This is a genomic window from Mycobacterium sp. IDUB_39, assembly GCF_055419205.1.
The window spans coordinates 143,856-159,309 of the sequence record NZ_JBVAXF010000003.1 but is presented as its reverse complement, the minus strand read 5'-3'; the positions used below and the strand labels follow the sequence as shown (position 1 = coordinate 159,309).

General features: G+C 68.2%; 16 protein-coding genes. 5 read left to right on the top strand and 11 right to left on the bottom strand.

What is annotated here, in order from left to right; all coding sequences use genetic code 11:
• Positions 1–17 precede the first annotated feature (17 nt).
• Positions 18–2,435, bottom strand: a complete 2,418-nt coding sequence (locus ACZY0X_RS12670) for a CaiB/BaiF CoA transferase family protein (RefSeq protein ID WP_463770858.1) — start codon at positions 2,433–2,435, stop codon at positions 18–20.
• 110 nt (positions 2,436–2,545) lie between these two features.
• Between ACZY0X_RS12670 and ACZY0X_RS12665 the strand changes: the two genes are divergently transcribed.
• Positions 2,546–3,310 (top strand): lysostaphin resistance A-like protein, encoded by a 765-nt coding sequence (locus ACZY0X_RS12665; RefSeq protein ID WP_463770856.1) that lies wholly within the window; start codon positions 2,546–2,548, stop codon positions 3,308–3,310.
• Positions 3,311–3,313: 3 nt separating this feature from the next.
• On the opposite strand, the gene ACZY0X_RS12660 is transcribed toward ACZY0X_RS12665, so the two are convergent.
• Positions 3,314–3,892 (bottom strand): CGNR zinc finger domain-containing protein, encoded by a 579-nt coding sequence (locus ACZY0X_RS12660; protein WP_463771565.1) that lies wholly within the window; start codon positions 3,890–3,892, stop codon positions 3,314–3,316.
• 202 nt (positions 3,893–4,094) lie between these two features.
• Here ACZY0X_RS12660 and ACZY0X_RS12655 point away from each other — a divergent pair, with 202 nt between their 5' ends.
• The gene (locus ACZY0X_RS12655) at positions 4,095–4,484 is read left to right on the top strand and encodes a hypothetical protein (RefSeq protein WP_463770854.1); all 390 of its coding nucleotides are present in this window, start codon (positions 4,095–4,097) and stop codon (positions 4,482–4,484) included.
• A gap of 19 nt (positions 4,485–4,503) precedes the next feature.
• On the opposite strand, the gene ACZY0X_RS12650 is transcribed toward ACZY0X_RS12655, so the two are convergent.
• The 4 genes from ACZY0X_RS12650 to ACZY0X_RS12635 all read right to left on the bottom strand — a co-directional run bounded on the left by ACZY0X_RS12650 (position 4,504) and on the right by ACZY0X_RS12635 (position 8,054).
• Entirely contained in the window at positions 4,504–4,803 is a 300-nt protein-coding gene (locus ACZY0X_RS12650; RefSeq protein WP_463770853.1) for a GlsB/YeaQ/YmgE family stress response membrane protein, read from the bottom strand.
• Positions 4,804–4,922: 119 nt separating this feature from the next.
• Positions 4,923–5,951 (bottom strand): APA family fibronectin-binding glycoprotein, encoded by a 1,029-nt coding sequence (locus ACZY0X_RS12645; RefSeq protein ID WP_463770851.1) that lies wholly within the window; start codon positions 5,949–5,951, stop codon positions 4,923–4,925.
• 199 nt (positions 5,952–6,150) lie between these two features.
• On the bottom strand, positions 6,151–7,248 hold the full coding sequence (locus tag ACZY0X_RS12640; RefSeq protein WP_463770850.1) for a sulfate/molybdate ABC transporter ATP-binding protein: 1,098 nt from the start codon (positions 7,246–7,248) through the stop codon (positions 6,151–6,153).
• Complete coding sequence (locus tag ACZY0X_RS12635) at positions 7,245–8,054, bottom strand: ABC transporter permease (RefSeq protein ID WP_463770848.1); 810 nt, start codon at positions 8,052–8,054, stop codon at positions 7,245–7,247. The genes ACZY0X_RS12640 and ACZY0X_RS12635 overlap by 4 nt, the downstream gene beginning before the upstream one ends.
• Before the next feature lie 128 nt (positions 8,055–8,182).
• Here ACZY0X_RS12635 and ACZY0X_RS12630 point away from each other — a divergent pair, with 128 nt between their 5' ends.
• The 3 genes from ACZY0X_RS12630 to ACZY0X_RS12620 all read left to right on the top strand — a co-directional run bounded on the left by ACZY0X_RS12630 (position 8,183) and on the right by ACZY0X_RS12620 (position 11,403).
• A complete protein-coding gene (locus tag ACZY0X_RS12630) occupies positions 8,183–8,854 on the top strand; it encodes an SDR family oxidoreductase (RefSeq protein WP_463770846.1) in 672 nt (223 codons plus the stop codon).
• Positions 8,855–8,953: 99 nt separating this feature from the next.
• Positions 8,954–9,883 carry an LLM class F420-dependent oxidoreductase gene (locus ACZY0X_RS12625; protein ID WP_463770845.1) on the top strand — a complete coding sequence of 310 codons (930 nt, stop codon included), beginning with the start codon at positions 8,954–8,956 and terminating at the stop codon, positions 9,881–9,883.
• 134 nt (positions 9,884–10,017) lie between these two features.
• A complete protein-coding gene (locus tag ACZY0X_RS12620; protein ID WP_463770843.1) occupies positions 10,018–11,403 on the top strand; it encodes an NAD(P)/FAD-dependent oxidoreductase in 1,386 nt (461 codons plus the stop codon).
• On the opposite strand, the gene ACZY0X_RS12615 is transcribed toward ACZY0X_RS12620, so the two are convergent.
• From ACZY0X_RS12615 to ACZY0X_RS12595, 5 genes are read right to left on the bottom strand one after another with little or no spacing between them, the layout of a single operon-like run.
• On the bottom strand, positions 11,400–12,044 hold the full coding sequence (locus ACZY0X_RS12615; protein WP_463770842.1) for an urease accessory protein UreD: 645 nt from the start codon (positions 12,042–12,044) through the stop codon (positions 11,400–11,402). The genes ACZY0X_RS12620 and ACZY0X_RS12615 overlap by 4 nt on opposite strands.
• A 15-nt stretch (positions 12,045–12,059) precedes the next feature.
• Positions 12,060–12,734, bottom strand: a complete 675-nt coding sequence (ureG, locus tag ACZY0X_RS12610; RefSeq protein ID WP_463770840.1) for an urease accessory protein UreG — start codon at positions 12,732–12,734, stop codon at positions 12,060–12,062.
• 36 nt (positions 12,735–12,770) lie between these two features.
• The gene (locus ACZY0X_RS12605) at positions 12,771–13,412 is read right to left on the bottom strand and encodes an urease accessory protein UreF (protein ID WP_463770839.1); all 642 of its coding nucleotides are present in this window, start codon (positions 13,410–13,412) and stop codon (positions 12,771–12,773) included.
• Complete coding sequence (locus ACZY0X_RS12600) at positions 13,412–15,145, bottom strand: urease subunit alpha (RefSeq protein ID WP_463770838.1); 1,734 nt, start codon at positions 15,143–15,145, stop codon at positions 13,412–13,414. Before ACZY0X_RS12600 ends, ACZY0X_RS12605 begins: the two co-directional genes overlap by 1 nt.
• Positions 15,142–15,453 carry an urease subunit beta gene (locus ACZY0X_RS12595; protein ID WP_463770837.1) on the bottom strand — a complete coding sequence of 104 codons (312 nt, stop codon included), beginning with the start codon at positions 15,451–15,453 and terminating at the stop codon, positions 15,142–15,144. Before ACZY0X_RS12595 ends, ACZY0X_RS12600 begins: the two co-directional genes overlap by 4 nt.
• Position 15,454 lies beyond the last annotated feature (1 nt).

Here is a 15,454-nt window from a genome sequence, read left to right as displayed (position 1 = left end):
TACCGCTGAGCCGCTCGTCACGATGTGCTCCTCGAGTCGGCCATCTCAACCGAACTGAACAACACCTCGGTGGCGATGAGACCGTCGATCTCGTCATCGGCCATGCCGAGCACATCGCGACAGATCTGCCGGGTCTGTTCACCCGGCAATGGCGCCGGACGCAGATCCGCGTCGGGAATCCGCCGAAACGGAGCGGGATTCGTCTCGGTCGGCATCGGCACGTCGAAGAGCGGATGAACCATCTCGGTGTAGAGGGCACGACCGCGCAACTGCGGATCGGCGAGCACGTCGGGCGCCCTGTACATCGGTCCGGCAGGCACCCCCGCCGCCTGCAGCACGCGGGTGACCTCAGCCTTATCGCGTGCCGACGTCCAAACCGACAGCGCCTCACGCAGTCCGGCGTCATCGGGGGGCAACTCGTCGACACCGAGCACCGTCGCCAGGACGCCGCGCACCGCGGTGGACGTGACCGACACCGCGCACCATTCGTCGTCACCCGCACACGGCAGCACCGCATGGAGTGCATCGTCGGCCGACAGCGCCAGGCCCCGCCCACGGGCGTCGTCCGTGACGTAGGCGGCGGCGAGTTGGTTGACCGCGACCTCGGCCTGCGGGATGTGGACACGCGCGGCCGTCGGCTCCGACTCCCGCGACTCCCGCGCGATCAGTGCGGCCAGAGCGGCGATCGCGGTGATCTTGGCGGCGACGTGATCGGGAAAGATGGTGGTGGCATCGTAGAAACCGGTCGTGGAGAAGCCGGTCGTGGTGGTCTCGGTGTCGCCGGCGTGCGGATCGGTCCAGAGCCCACTGACGCCGGTCGTCGCCCGCACCAGCGGTCCGTACCCCATACGAGTGCTCCACGGCCCGCCCTCGCCAAACGCGCTGCTCTCGGCCACCACGAGTCGAGGATTCAGCGCGCGCAGCTCCTCATGCGAGAAACCAAGCGAGGCAAGTGTTCCCGGCTTGAAGTTGGCGAACAGTGCGTCGCTGGTCGCGAGCAGGCGACGGAAGATCGCCGCACCGTCGCGATGGCGGAGATCCAGGCCAATGCTGCGCTCGTTGCGGTGGGTCAACGCCCAGGAGCGGCTCATCGGCTGACCCGCCGGCGTCTGGCGCAACCCGTCGGGATAGGCGGCGCTCTCCACCTTGATCACATCGGCTCCGAGGTCGGCGAACAGGCGACCCAGTTCGCCACCGGCGACGATCACCCCGAGATCGAGGATCCGCAGTCCGTCGAACGGCCGAGCCGTACCGTCGGCCGGCCCGGCATCGGCGGGATCGGGTCGTGCCGAACTCCACTCGGCGGAATGTGTTGCCACCTGCGGTGCGGGCCAGCGTAGCCCGGCGTGTACGCCGTCGACGACGAACGGGCCCGTCGGCACGCTCAGCGCGGATCCCGAGGTGGTCAGGCTCATGGTGGTCAGCGCCCCGACTGCACGGAAGTGCTCGGACCGCAACGCATCTGCGGGAGTGAGCACAGCCGCGATCGGTACCCCGCGGGCCTGCCCCTCGGCGACGAGGTCATCCATCGTCTGGTCCGCGAAGGCGGCGGCGATCAGTGCGTTGAGATCCTTGGACGCGGAGTATCGGGCAGCGATCGTCTCGAACTTCGGATCCGAGAACTGTTCGGGCTCACCGAGCCACGCCCGCATACCGCGCCACTGACGCGCCGACAGCAGGCAGAGCCGGACATGGCCGTCACGGCATGGCAGCGTCGGATAGATCTGTTGATTCCGGGGCCGTCCACGCCACAGCTGGTGGGAGGCCTTGTGCCCTACCGCGGCTTGACCCTCGGACCCGAACGGCGGGTCCAGGGACTGCACCACCGCCTCGAATCTGGAGAAGTCGATGTAGTCGCCACGGCCGTATCGCACCCGGTTCCGATAGGCGACAAGAACCGCCCACGTGGCCTGCACCGCCGCCGTCGCCGACGCGATGCCCGGCGGTGGCAGCACTGGCCGACCCATGGTGGGTCCCGACCGCGATAACGCTGTCGACATCGCGTAGAGCACGGCGTCGGTCGCCACCCAGGACGAGTACGGGCCTGTCGCACCGAAATCGGTCACCAGCAGTGTGACGAGATGATCGAAACGGTCGGCGAGGTCGGCGCAGGTGGTCCCGAACGCCTCCGCCCCGCCGGGCCGGCCGCCGTCCACGACGACGTCGGCGCCCGCTGCCAGCTCGAAGAAGCGGGCGCGGTCCGCGGCGTCTGCACCGTCGAGCACCGCGCATCGCTTGTTGGCGTTGTCCAGGGCGAACGGCACGCTCACCCCGTCGACGGACGGCAACGCCTGGCGGGCGACTGAGCCGCCGCCCGGCTCGATCTTCAGCACGTCGGCGCCGAGGTCAGCGAGCAGCCGGCCCACCCCGTCCGATGCAGCCCCGCCAACGTCCAAAACCCGCAACGAGGCCAAAAGCTGACACGTGTCAAGCATGGGCAACAGTATCGTCCAGAGATCCGCGGTCAGCGGCCGCGGGTCGCCCCGGAGTGGATCTGCCCACATTGACCTGGGTTTTCGCCGATCGCGCATACAATTATTCGGACATGTCCGAGACCAGCGCCGTGGCCGCGCCACCCCACCCCAGCATCGGGCACCTCTCCGCGCTGCACCATTACCGCATCTACGTCGACATCGGCGTCGTCGTGGTCGTGCTGGCTCTGACCAATCTCATCGCCCACTTCACCACCCCGTGGGCCAATATCGTCACCGTGCCCGTGGCGGCCGTCCTCCTCGTCGCGCTGGTCCGTTCCCGCGGCCTGGGTTGGGCCGAGCTGGGGCTGGGTCGTGAGCACTGGAAGTCGGGTGCGGCCTACGCACTGGCCGCCGTCGCGCTAGTCGGGACCGTCATCGCGATCGGCGCGGCGCTGCCGTGGACCCGCCCGATGTTCATGAATGACCACTACGCCACGATCTCGGGCGCCCTGGTCGCGTCCATGATCATCATCCCGCTCCAGACGGTGATCCCCGAGGAACTCGCATTTCGCGGAGTGCTGCACGGCGCCATGAACCGCGCGTGGGGTTTCCGCGGCGTCGCCGCGGCGGGGTCGCTGTTGTTCGGCATGTGGCACATCGCCACCTCGATGGGATTGACCAGTAGCAACGTCGGTTTTACTCGCCTGTTCGGCGGCGGCATCGGCGGACTGATCGCGGGTGTTGTGCTCGCCGTCGTCGCCACGGGCGCTGCGGGCTTCGTCTTCACCTGGCTGCGCGGGCGCAGCGGAAGCCTGATCGCCCCGATCGCCCTGCACTGGTCACTGAACGGTCTCGGCGCACTGGCCGCCGCCACGGTCTGGCATCTGTCGACCTGACGTTCACGTGCCGCGTCGGCGGGCACGAAAGTCCCGATTCTTGAGCTTGTTTCCACAGGTCGCCATGTCACACCACGTGCCTCCGTGGTTACGCGAGCGGTCATAGAACGCCCACTGGCAGTCGTCGTTCGCGCAGGCCTTGAGGTGCGACCACGTGCCGTCGCGTTGCGCGTCGGACACGATCAGCAGCAGCGCACCAAGCCTGTCGCGGACCGTATGGCCCACCGGCGCCAGCGTGACCAGACCCGCGTCATCGAGATCAGCCCGGAACGCGACATCCGCGGCAATATCGCGCAACGGCGCGATGGCCGCGGGGTCGGGATCTTGGGCGCCCGTGTTGCGCACGACCATGGCGCGCAGCGCCTCCCGGACGGTGACGACGAGTTCGACATCGGCCGCGTCGAGCGCGGCACCGTCGGCCGCCAGCAGGCCGTTGTCGACTAACCACGGAGCGGCGTCAGCGACCGCCGCCAGTCGGTCGATCCCGGACTCCCGGTCGACGGTGTTGATCAGGGCCTGCACACGACGCAGCGGCCCGGGCGCGGGTTTCGCCTCCTGGTCACCGAGCCAGTCACCGGTCATGGTCGTCACACATCGAGTGTAACCCCCATGACCGGTAAAACGCCTTGACTGGTCACCGATGACCGGTATAGCCTGAACGAAGGTCACGACCATTCAGGAGGTCATCATGGCCGATCGGACAATTCGAGACGATTTTCGCGCCGGTTCGCCCGCTCGACGCGTTCTGAGTTCGCCGGGCACTCGGCCGACCTGGTGGGCACGGATGCGCGCCACGCTCCTCGCCGATCGCCTCGACCGCGAACTGGAGGCCGGCGTGACCGCAACGCCCGGCAGCCCGATCGCCGTGCACGGTGCCCGCCTGGCGTCTGCGCGCGAGCGCGAACAACTGCGTGCCGCGCTGCACATGGTCATGCACGATGCGCTCGTCGGCCAGCCTCAACTCTCCGCCCGCGTACCCATGCAGACCGCTGAGGTGCGCCGTGCCGCGGACGTCATCTCGGACATCCTGGACCGACTGGAATCACCCCACCCTGCGCGCGTGCGCGGGGTGGCCCGCCTGCGGATACTGCTGTCCGACGGGCGGGGCCCGCTGTATCGCGCGGGCAGCGGCAGCCTGGTCGCCGCCCTCCGCGGTGTGCTGGCCGCGCTGTGAGGGGCTTGGGCGTGAGGGGTTAGGTCTTGCGCACCGCGCCGACGATCGCTAGCAGGATCACGGATCCGAGAATGGCGGTGAACAGCGTGAACCACCAGCCCCCGCCCGCGGTATCCACGAAGAAGCTGAGCAGGAAGCCGCCGACAAGGGCACCGATGATCCCGATGACGATATTCATCAGGATGCCGGAGCCGCCGCCCTTGACGATCTTGCCTGCGATCCAGCCCGCGAGCGCGCCGATGATGATGTAGCCGATCCACCCGACGCTGGTGAACGTGCTCGAACGGGCGAGAAACTCGGTAGCCGCGATCATGTCCATGACCAAATCCTGCCTGTCGCTGGCCAGCGAACTACTGGCTCACCCTTGGGTATACCTGGTGCCGGTAACGATTGGGCGAGAAAACCGGCACGATAATGCGCACCGTTGGTAGCGGTATGTCAGGCGGGCGGCAGCATCTCCGGCGGCGCGTCGGTCACCGGCACGGGCACGCCCACACCGGGCCGCGCGTTCGGATCCGCAGGAGGCGGCGGAGGCGCGTTGGGGTCCGGCGGCGGGGGCGCCCACGGCCGGATCGACTGCGCAAGCGCTGTGGCCGCGCCCTTGTCGATCGGGCTGTTCGCGGTGCCGAGCCACACGACGAACCAGCGCTCGGGTGAGCGTTGGCCGCGCGGGGTTCCGGCGGGCGGGGTCGAGCCCACCACGCCGGCCCAGATCTGGCCGGTCGGCTTGGACTCGTCGGTGAACTTCACCTCATAGGAGGAGAAGGCGCCCGGCATACCTGCCGCGTCGAGCGTGCCGGACTCCTGGTTGAGCCGCGTCCCGGCGAAGGGCATGAAGAACTCGCCCATATCGGAGGCCAGGCGCGCGGCCGCCTTCGTGTTGTCGGCCTCAGCGCCGGCGAACAGCTTGAGGTCCAGACGTCCCAGCAGAACGCTGGTGTCACTCGGCGACTGCTCCGAACCCTCGGGCGGAAGCTTGGTCAACAACGCCTGACCGTAGGAGAGCTGGGTCTGGTCGGAGACCTTCCAGCCCCCGGGCAGGACGTAGCTGAACTCGCCCGCCGCGTTGTCGATACGCCCGGGTTCGGGTGCAGGCGGCGGGGCGGGTGCGTTCGGATCCACGGGTGCGTTCGGATCCACGGGTGCGTTCGGATCCACGGGTGCAGGCGGCGCATTCGGATCCGCGGGCGGTGGCGGCGGGGCGTTTGGATCCGCTGGCGCGGGTGCTGCCGGGGCCGGTGCCGCAGGTGCGGGCGCTGCTGGGGCTGGTGCCGCAGGCGCGGGCGCTGCCGGGGCGGGTGCAGGCGCTGCCGGCGCAGGTGGGGGTGGCGGAGCCGGGGGCGCCGGTTCTGCCGAGGCAGCGCCCGGCATAACGAGGGTCACTGCGGTCATGCTCGTGACCGCTGCGGTCGCCAACAGCCTGGTGAGGCTGGGGCGTCGTCGACTACTGGCATCCGGGTGCTGCATGGGGAAGAAACTACCGTGTTACGGCCGTGACGCAAGTGTGAGTTGCTCTTAGAGTGTCGAGCTTAGAAGTTGCTGTGCGACACAAGAGCAATGCCCGTAACCCGCTCACGTGATTGCTGACGCACGTTGGCACCCGGGACGCGCGCGGCGGCGGGTCCCGGGACTCTGTACTGCTTGATCGCGCGGTCCGCCCGCGTCGTTACGGGCGGGCGTGCAGGGTGATCGCCTGGGTCTTCACCGCGAAGTACACACGCTCCCCCGGCGCGAGCCGAAGCTCGGCGGCCGCCTCGGCGGTGATATCGGCGGCCAACCCCGGCCCGCCGTCCGGTTGGTGGTCGGCACGCACCCTGATGGCCGGTCCGCGACTGTCGAGTTCGGACACCACGACCTCAACGGTGTTGCGGGGGCTGCCATGCGGTTCGTCGCGGAAGACGGCGACCGCGGCTGGGGCGAAGACCGCCACCGCCCGGCCGCCGCCGGAGTTGGCGGCGTCAATGGCGGACGGCCCCGCCTCGCCGTGCCACGTACTCCCCCATTCCGTACGGAGCGTGTCCGGTCCGGTCAGCGTGCCCGCCACCAGGTTGACCCCGGCGAAGCGCGCACCGAAGAAACTGCGTGGTGCGGCCAGAACCTCTGTGGCCGCGCCAGATTCGACGATGCGACCCGATTCGAGGACGACGACACGGTCGGCCAGCGTGACCACATCGAGCAGGTCATGGGTGACCAGCACCGCTGACCGGCCATCGCGTGCCAACACCTGTCGCAGCACCTTGCGCATCGCGGCCGCGACCCCCACGTCGAGCCCGGCGAGCGGCTCGTCGAGAAGCAGGACGTCCGGCTCCGCCGCGAGTGCGCGGGCCAGGGCGACGCGTTGGGCCTGTCCGCCGGAGAGCTGGCGTGGCGAGCGGTCGACCAGGTCGCCGGCGTCGACCTCGTCCAGCCACCGTTGTGCGGCGCATCGCGAGTCCCGACGACTCAGGCGTCGCCCGCTTCGCGGCCCGAAGGCCACGTTCGAGGCGACGGTGAGGTGGGGAAACAGCAGTGGATCCTGCAGCAGCAGCCCGACCCGCCTGTCATGGGTGTCGACGCGCACGCCGGTCGCGGTATCGGTCAACGTCCGCGTTCCAAGCCGCACCAGGCCCTCGTCGGGATGCACCACGCCCGCGATGACGTGCAGCAGCGTCGACTTGCCCGCGCCGTTGGGTCCAAGCACCGCCAGCACTTCGCCCGGCGCGACCGCGATCTCCACGTCGAGTGCACGACTGCGCAGAACGGCACGCAATTGGATCCCGCTCACACCCGATCACCGGGCGTGAACCCACCCGCCTTGAGCCGACGGCTGCCCAAGCCGAGAACGACGACGGCGGCGACCACGACGAGCAGAACCGATAACGCCACCGCAGCGTCGGCATCACTCTCCCGCTGCAGGTAGATCTCCAGCGGCAGCGTGCGCGTGACGCCCTCGCGGGAGCCGGCGAACGTCAATGTGGCACCGAACTCGCCAAGCGAGCGGGCGAAGGCCAGCACCGCACCGGACACCAGGCCTGGCGCCAGGAGGGGCAGTGACACTCGCCACCACACCGTCGTCGGTCGCGCGCCCAGCGTCGCGGCCACCACCTCGTAATCGGTGCCCACGGTGCGCGCCGCCCCTTCAAGCGCGATGACGAGGAACGGCAGCGAGACGAAGGTCTGCGCGAGGACCACCGCGGTCGTGCTGAACGCGATGTGGATACCGCCCGCCTCGAGGTACCGACCGAGTAGACCAAGCCGTCCGAAGGCGTACAACAGGGCGATTCCACCGACCACAGGTGGCAGCACCAGGGGCAGCAGAATCAGCGGCCTGGTCCACCGGACCACTCGAGAGTCATTGCGTGCCAGAACCAGTGCCATTGGCACACCGAGCACAATGCACAGCACTGTGCTGGCCGTGGAGGTCTTCAAGCTCAGCTTCAAGGCGGCGAGCGACTCTCGGCTGGTGACCAGCGACACGAACTGCGACCAGTCCACTCTGGCAGCCATCGCGACCAACGGCAGTACGACGAACATCGCCCCGATCGCCGCGGGCACATAGATCCAGCGCGGCAAACCCGCCGAACCGGTCATGCGCCACACCCTAGGACACCCCGGGAGGGTTCGGCGAACCGCCGCGTGGCGGGTTTCGCCGACTAGCTACTGTCCAGTAACATGGTGGCCGACTCGCTGGGTTCAGCGCCGAACACGAGGAGGTCGTGATGGATGTGCTGCTGACCGGTGGCGACACCGAACTTGGCCGCGCGATCGCGCAGGGGTTCCGGGACGAGGGCCACAAGGTAGTCATCGCCGGGGCGCGCCGCGATGATCTCGAGGTCGCCGCTAAGGAACTCGACGTCGACTACCTCGTCTTCGACAACACCGACGCCGCCGCGCTGGAAGAGGCGCGCAACGGCTTCCCACACCACATCGACACGATCATCAACGTGCCCGCACCGACCTGGGGCGGTGCCGATCCCCGCACGTACACCCTCACCGAGCGGGCAGCGGCGTGGCGTAGCGCACTCGACGCCACGATGCTGTCCGCGGTGCTGACGGTGCAGATCCTCGGCGATCACCTGCGGTCCGGCGGATCGATCGTCAACGTTGTCGCAGACAGCCCCGACGAGGGCAGCCCGGAGGCCGCGATCAAGGCCGCCGTGTCCAACTGGACGGCCGGCCAGGCCGCGCACTTCGGCATCCGCGGTATCACCGTGAACGCCGTGGCACCCGGTAAGGGCGCCGACCCCGGCTACGACGGCATCGGTGGCACCTCGCCGACGGTGGCCGCCGAAATCACCCGCCTCGCACTGTTTCTGACCACGCCGTCAGCACGGCACATCACCGGCCAGACACTGCATGTGAGCCACGGGGCGCTGGCCCACTTCGGCTGAGGCCACCGCTTCGGCTGAGGCCACCGCGCGATTTATTCCCCGCTTCGCGTCGAGCGAAACGGACGACGGCGCACCGCGCGTGGTGGCACTGTCGAGGACGTGACGATTCGACTCGGACTCCAGATTCCCAACTTCTCCTACGGCACCGGCGTCAAGGAGCTCTTCCCCACGGTCATCGCGCAGGCCCAGGAAGCAGAGGCCGCCGGATATGACTCGGTCTTCGTGATGGACCACCTCTACCAACTGCCCGGCCTGGGAACACCCGACCAGCCGATGCTCGAGGCGTACACCGCCCTGGGCGCGCTTGCCACGGCCACCGAGAAGGTCCAGCTCGGCACGCTGGTAACCGGTAACACATACCGCAACCCCACACTGTTGGCTAAGTCCATCACCACGCTGGACGTGATCAGTCAGGGCCGCGCCATCCTCGGCATCGGCACCGGCTGGTACGAACTCGAGCACGACTCGCTGGGGTTCGAGTTCGGCACCTTCACCGATCGGTTCAACAAGCTCGGCGAGGCACTGGAGATCATCCTGCCGATGCTCAAGGGCGAGCGGCCCACGCTGTCGGGCAAGTACTACCGCACGCAGGAGGCCATGGCCGAACCACGCTTCCGCGACCATATCCCGCTGATGATCGGCGGCAGCGGTGAGAAGAAGACAATCCCGTTGGCCGTCAAGCACTTTGACCACCTCAACGTCATCGCGGGATTCGACGAGCTGCCACGCAAGATTCAGGTGATCAAGGACCGCTGTGAGGAGATCGAACGCGATCCCGCCACCCTGGAGACCAGCATGCTGGTGGTTGCGATCATCGACGAGAACGTGACCGCCGACCTGATCCCGGAGGATTTCCGTCAGCAGTCGGTGTTCGGCAGCCCGGAGGCCGTCGCCGAGCAGATCCAGACCAAGGTGCTCAACGCCGGCATCGACGGTGTCATCATCAGCCCGGTGACGAACCTGAACGGCTATCACCCGGGCGGCGCAACCGCGGTCGCAGAGCTGCTGAAACCGTTGCTCGCAGGGTGAATTCCCCGATGGGACCCCGGATTGAGATGAATTTCCGGTGCGGTGTGCCATCTCACCGAGCTGTCGGGAAGGGCGAAGACTAACCTGTTCGTTGTACTTACTGTCAAGAACGGGTTGTCCGTCAAGGAGCTGCAATGAGCCACCCCGGAGCTACGGCGTCGGATCGGCACAAGGTCGTCATCATTGGATCGGGTTTCGGCGGTCTCAACGCCGCCAAGACCCTCAAGCGCTCCGACGTCGACATCAAGCTGATCGCCCGGACCACGCACCACCTCTTCCAGCCGCTGCTGTACCAGGTGGCGACGGGAATCATCTCCGAGGGCGAGATCGCCCCTCCCACCCGGCTGATCCTGCGCAAGCAGAAGAACGCCCAGGTGCTCCTCGGTGATGTCACGCATATCGACCTCGAGCACAAGATGGTCGACTCGGTGCTGCTGGGCCACACCTACCGGACGCCCTACGACACCCTGATCATCGCCGCGGGTGCCGGTCAGTCCTACTTCGGCAACGACCACTTCGCCGAGTGGGCGCCGGGTATGAAGACGATCGACGACGCGTTGGAGCTGCGCGGCCGGATTCTCGGGGCTTTCGAGCAGGCCGAGCGGTCCAGTGACCCCGAGCGACGCAAGAAGCTGCTGACGTTCGTCGTCGTCGGCGCTGGTCCCACCGGCGTCGAGATGGCGGGCCAGATTCAGGAGTTGTCGGACCAGACCCTCAAGGGCAGCTTCCGGCTCATCGACCCGACCGAGGCGCACGTCATCCTGCTGGACGCCGCACCCGCGGTCCTTCCGCCGATGGGCGAGAAGCTCGGCCTGAAGGCGAAGGCCCGGCTCGAGAAGATGGGCGTCGAGGTCCAACTCAACGCCATGGTCACCGACGTCGACCGCAATGGCCTGACGGTGAAGGACGGCGACGGCACCATTCGCCGTATCGAGTCAGCGTGCAAGGTGTGGTCGGCAGGCGTGGCCGCCAGCCCGCTCGGGCGCGATCTGGTCGCCCAGTCGGACACCGAGATCGACCGGGCCGGGCGCGTCAAGGTCAACCCCGACCTGTCGATCCCCGGACACCCCAATGTGTTCGTCGTCGGCGACATGGCCTTCGTCGATGGTGTGCCCGGTATGGCTCAGGGCGCCATCCAGGGCGGCAAGTACGTCGCCAAGATCATCCAGAACGAGGTCAAGGCGCGCGAGCACGGCACCCGCCCCAAGCCACGCGAGCCATTCAAGTACTTCGACAAGGGCTCGATGGCCACGGTGTCGAAGTACAACGCGGTGGCTCAGGTCGGCAAGCTGGAGTTCGGCGGCTTCCTCGCCTGGCTCGCGTGGCTGGGCCTGCACCTGATCTACCTGGTCGGCTTCAAGACCAAGATCGCGACGCTGCTGTCGTGGTCGGTGACGTTCTTCGGTAGGCAGCGCGGTCAGCTGACGATCACCGAGCAGCAGGCGTACGCGCGCACCCGAATCGAGGAACTCGAGGAGATCGCCGCGTCGGTGCAGGAGACCGAGAAGGCCGCCAGCTAGCGCTGGCCGGTTGCGCGCAGACGGTCGCCCTGCCAGGTGGCCAGCGCGCCGCCGGCCGCCAGCTCCAACAGGGTGCCCTGGGCGTCGAAGGACGTCTCGGGGTAGCGCAGCTCGCTGACGCACGCCATCGGTGTGCCCAGGACGTCATCGGTCACCGACCCGGTACCCATGTCGACGCGGTGTCGCAGCAGTGGCGCGCCGTCGACGTCGGCGTTCATGGCTCCCGACCAGAAACCTTGCCGCTCATAGGATCTGCCGATCTGGATCCGCTCGCGCACGCGTGCCTGGCCCTCGTCGCTCAGTCTCAGCCGGGTGGTGCTGATATGCCGGGCCGAGCCGGCGACGATGGTGGGCTGTGGATCCAGGTCGAGCAGTCCGGCGACCTCGAGGTCCCAACTGGATCGTGACTCCATGCTGAGGTTGCCCGGCATCGCCATCGTCGCCGCGGCACTGCGGAGCCACAGCCGCGCCCCCCGTTCGACCACGACACGGACTCTGATGGTGTCCCCACCCAGCGGTGTCGCCGCAGCCGACACCAGGTGCACCGTGTCGGCGCCGGTGCGGCGGGCGGTCACCCCGCCCGTGCACTCGATGCCGGGTGCGCGGCCGGGCCGCGCGACGATCAGGACATCGGAGAGCATGTGGGCGCGTGTCCCCTACACCGCAACGCGGAGCTGCTGACGGACCCAGGACAGGACGGGTGCCGCGGTTGGATCGGCGGTCAGCGAGATCAGCTCCGTGGGGCGGCCCGCGCGAACGGCCGCCGCATCGCGACGCATCACGTCCAGATCGGCGCCCACGAGCGGCGCCAGGTCGGTCTTGTTGACGACCAACAGATCGGAGAACGTCACGCCGGGTCCGCCCTTGCGCGGCACCTTGTCACCACCGGCCACGTCGACCACGAAGATCTGCACGTCCACCAAGCCGGACGAGAAGGTTGCGGTCAGGTTGTCGCCTCCGGATTCGACCAGGATGAGGTCGAGCGCCTCATTGCCCGCGATGAGGTCGTCGATGGCATCGAGGTTGGCCGTGATGTCATCCCGAATGGCGGTGTGCGGGCAGCCGCCGGTCTGCACCGCCGCGATGCGCTCGTCGGGCAGTACCGCGTGTCTGCGCAGGAAGTCGGCATCCTCGGTCGTGTAGATGTCATTGGTCAGCACAGCCAGCGACAGTTCGTCACGCAACTGTCGGCAGAGCGCAGCGACCAGGGCGGTTTTTCCCGACCCGACGGGACCTCCGATGCCGATGCGAAGCGGCTCGCCGGCCTGACGGATCCGGCGCGGACGTTCGGTGTGCGCGTGGGGCTCACCGTCGAGCAGATGTGGTGGCATGATGCGCCTTTCGGTCCTGATGTGGGATGTGGTGTTTCACGACACGAATAGTGGTCGGTCGCGTTCGACGTGACGCTGGGCCAGCATGTCGAGCAGCGGATCGGACAGGTCGGCGAGCTCCTTGGCCGCCTGCGCGGCGACCTCGTCGCACAGCGAGGCCAGCTCGAACGTCACTGCGGCGACGTCACCGGGATCCAGTGCCAGCAGACGCTGCGCGGCCGTGGCTGAGCCCGTCATGGTCGTGTAGACCAACGACAACGCGGTCTGCTCGGGCGCCAGGCCGCTGGCGGCGCCGACCACACCCGCGGCGACGGCGAGGTGGGGTTTGACGCCGATCTCGTTCCAGTCCACCTCCTGCCACACGCGACGGGCCAACCGGGTCAGACCCCTCCCCTGCGCCCGTGATGCGCTGCGCGCCGCGGGTGACGGTGTGCGCGCGTCGGTTTCGCGGTCGGCGTCGACGACGCTCAACGTCCCCGCGTGCACCGCGGCCGCCACTGACGCCGTGACCAGGCCGCTGGTGCGGACGCGGCGCCGCAGGAAGGCCCGCAGCGTCGCGAGGTCGGACACCAGGCCGCTCGTGACGGCCTCCTCGACTCCGCCGGAGTGGACATGTCCACCGGTCGGAAGTCGCGAGTCCGACAGCGTCAGCAGCGTCGAGAGTTCGAGGCCCGACATCAGAAGAGGAAATATCGCTGAGCCATCGGGAGTTCCGCGGCTGGCTGCTCGGCCCAGACCTCGCCGTCGATGCGCACGGTGAAGGAGTCGGGATCGACCTCGATCCGCGGCAGTGCGTCATTGCGCGGCATGTCGGCCTTGCCGATATGGCGAACGTTGTCGACCGCGACCAGACGGCGGTTGACCGCGAGCCGGTCGGCGAGGCCGTCCTCGATCGCCTGCGGTGCAACGAAGTGCACCGACGTCGCGGCCGCCGCCGCGGGCGAGGCTCCGAACATCGGTCGGGGCAACACCGGCTGCGGGGTGGGGATGGATGCGTTGGCGTCGCCCATCGCCGCCCACGCGATCATGCCGCCCTTGATCACCGCGTGCGGGCGCACACCGAAGAAGGCGGGCTCCCACAACACGAGGTCCGCGAGCTTGCCGACCTCGACCGAACCGACCTCGCGGTCTAGGCCGTGCGCCACCGCGGGGCAGATCGTGTACTTGGCGATGTAGCGGCGGACCCGGTTGTTGTCCGAGTCCTTCCCGCTGGCGCCGTCGCCGTCGAGTGCGCCACGACGCCGCTTCATGACGTGTGCGGTCTGCCAGGTGCGCAGCACCACCTCGCCGATGCGGCCCATGGCCTGCGCGTCGCTGCCGATCATCGATATCGCTCCGATGTCGTGCAGCAGATCCTCGGCGGCGATCGTCGAGGGACGGATCCTGCTCTCCGCGAACGCCAGATCCTCGGGAAGGCTCGGGTTGAGGTGGTGGCACACCATCAGCATGTCGAGGTGTTCGTCGAGGGTGTTGACGGTGTGCGGGCGCGTCGGATTCGTCGAGCTGGGCAGCACATTGGGGTGCGAGACCACCGTGATGATGTCGGGCGCGTGCCCGCCGCCCGCGCCCTCGGTGTGGTACGCGTGGATCGAGCGGCCCTTGATCGCGGCCAGGGTGTCCTCGACGAAACCGGTCTCGTTGAGCGTGTCGGTGTGGATATTGACCTGCACCCCGGCCGCTTCAGCGACCGTAAGGCAGGCATCGATCGCGGCCGGGGTGGTCCCCCAGTCCTCGTGCAGCTTGAATCCCGCAGCGCCGCCGCGCAACTGCTCCCACATCGCGGCAGGGTTGACGGTGTTTCCCTTGCCCAACAGCGCGACGTTCAGCGGCCAGGTGTCGAGGGACTCCAGCATGCGGGCCAGATGCCAGGACCCGGGTGTGACGGTGGTGGCTTTGCTGCCCTCGGCCGGTCCGGTGCCCCCCGCGACGATCGTGGTGATGCCGCCGCCCAGTGCCTCCTCCATGATCTGCGGACAGATCAGGTGGACGTGACAGTCGATGGCGCCCGCGGTGAGGATGCGACCGTTCCCGGCGATGATCTCGGTGGACGGGCCGACGACCAGGTCCGGGTGGACGCCCGACATGACGTCGGGGTTGCCGGCCTTTCCGATCGCCACGATGCGACCGTCACGAATGCCGATGTCGGCCTTGATGATCCCCCAGTAGTCGATGATGACCGCACCGGTGATGACAGTGTCGGGTGCGCCGTCGGCGCGGGTGGCCCGAGACTGCCCCATCGACTCGCGCAGCACCTTGCCGCCACCGAACACGGCCTCGTCACCGGCCAGTCCGGGCCCGCCGCTGCGGTCCTCGGTGATCTCGACGAACAGGTCGGTGTCGGCGAGGCGAATGCGGTCGCCTGTGGTCGGGCCGAAGAGTGCGGCGTAACGCGCGCGGGAGAGTTCGGTCACGCATCCAACCTTCCCGGCGGAGTGAGCGACAATCCGTGGACCTCCCGGGCGCCACCGAGCGGGACCAGTGAGACGTACTGGGCCACACCGGGTTCGAAGCGCACCGCGGTACCCGCGGGGATGTCGAGGCGATACCCGTGTGCGGCCACGCGGTCGAATTTGACTGCCGCGTTGGCTTGCGGCAGGTGTACGTGGCTGCCGACCTGGACCGGTCGGTCCGCGGTGTTGACGACCTCGAGCTCAAGTCTCGGCGCGCCTTCGTTGATCACGATGTCACCGTCGCCGAAGAGAATCTCACCCGGAATCATT

Bases quoted from the DNA above. Each gene is read 5' to 3' on its own strand.
- ACZY0X_RS12650 (WP_463770853.1), bottom strand. From the start codon at position 4,803: ATGGACATGATCGCGGCTACCGAGTTTCTCGCCCGTTCGAGCACGTTC.
- ACZY0X_RS12645 (WP_463770851.1), bottom strand. From the start codon at position 5,951: ATGCAGCACCCGGATGCCAGTAGTCGACGACGCCCCAGCCTCACCAGG.
- ACZY0X_RS12635 (WP_463770848.1), bottom strand. From the start codon at position 8,054: ATGACCGGTTCGGCGGGTTTGCCGCGCTGGATCTATGTGCCCGCGGCG.
- ACZY0X_RS12665 (WP_463770856.1), top strand. From the start codon at position 2,546: ATGTCCGAGACCAGCGCCGTGGCCGCGCCACCCCACCCCAGCATCGGG.
- ACZY0X_RS12595 (WP_463770837.1), bottom strand. From the start codon at position 15,453: ATGATTCCGGGTGAGATTCTCTTCGGCGACGGTGACATCGTGATCAAC.
- ACZY0X_RS12655 (WP_463770854.1), top strand. From the start codon at position 4,095: ATGCGCGCCACGCTCCTCGCCGATCGCCTCGACCGCGAACTGGAGGCC.
- ureG (WP_463770840.1), bottom strand. From the start codon at position 12,734: ATGCCACCACATCTGCTCGACGGTGAGCCCCACGCGCACACCGAACGT.
- ACZY0X_RS12605 (WP_463770839.1), bottom strand. From the start codon at position 13,412: ATGTCGGGCCTCGAACTCTCGACGCTGCTGACGCTGTCGGACTCGCGA.
- ACZY0X_RS12660 (WP_463771565.1), bottom strand. From the start codon at position 3,892: ATGACCGGTGACTGGCTCGGTGACCAGGAGGCGAAACCCGCGCCCGGG.
- ACZY0X_RS12620 (WP_463770843.1), top strand. From the start codon at position 10,018: ATGAGCCACCCCGGAGCTACGGCGTCGGATCGGCACAAGGTCGTCATC.
- ACZY0X_RS12630 (WP_463770846.1), top strand. From the start codon at position 8,183: ATGGATGTGCTGCTGACCGGTGGCGACACCGAACTTGGCCGCGCGATC.
- ACZY0X_RS12670 (WP_463770858.1), bottom strand. From the start codon at position 2,435: ATGCTTGACACGTGTCAGCTTTTGGCCTCGTTGCGGGTTTTGGACGTT.
- ACZY0X_RS12615 (WP_463770842.1), bottom strand. From the start codon at position 12,044: ATGCTCTCCGATGTCCTGATCGTCGCGCGGCCCGGCCGCGCACCCGGC.